We start from the raw sequence: 492 nt of genomic DNA, 5'->3' as shown, positions 1-492 counted from the left end.
TGGCTGGTGGCCTACGCCTGGGCCATCTACTGGGGCGCATCCTACTTCACCGAGCAGGACGGCACCTGGCATCAGACGATCGTGCGCGACACCGACTTCACGCCGTCGCACATCATCGAGTTCTATCTGAGCTACCCGATCTACATCATCACCGGTTTTGCGGCGTTCATCTACGCCAAGACGCGTCTGCCGTTCTTCGCGAAGGGCATCTCGCTGCCGTACCTGGTGCTGGTGGTGGGTCCGTTCATGATTCTGCCGAACGTGGGTCTGAACGAATGGGGCCACACCTTCTGGTTCATGGAGGAGCTGTTCGTGGCGCCGCTGCACTACGGCTTCGTGATCTTCGGCTGGCTGGCACTGGCCGTCATGGGCACCCTGACCCAGACCTTCTACAGCTTCGCTCAGGGCGGGCTGGGGCAGTCGCTCTGTGAAGCCGTGGACGAAGGCTTGATCGCGAAATAAGGAGCTTGTCAGGCTGGCGGGCCGGTTTTT

Annotated in this window: 1 protein-coding gene; it reads left to right on the top strand. The window is 61.0% G+C overall.

Translation table 11 applies throughout. The annotated features are described in order from the left end of the window. The coding region (locus tag ACSHWJ_RS15990) for a methane monooxygenase/ammonia monooxygenase subunit C (protein ID WP_435928779.1) at nt 1-462 on the top strand (462 nt) is incomplete at its 5' end. Nucleotides 463-492 lie beyond the last annotated feature (30 nt).

This window comes from Methylococcus sp. S1M, from assembly GCF_051295855.1.
GTDB lineage: Bacteria > Pseudomonadota > Gammaproteobacteria > Methylococcales > Methylococcaceae > Methylococcus > Methylococcus capsulatus.
Note: the sequence above shows the minus strand (reverse complement) of the source record. Positions and strands in the feature narration are given on the sequence as shown.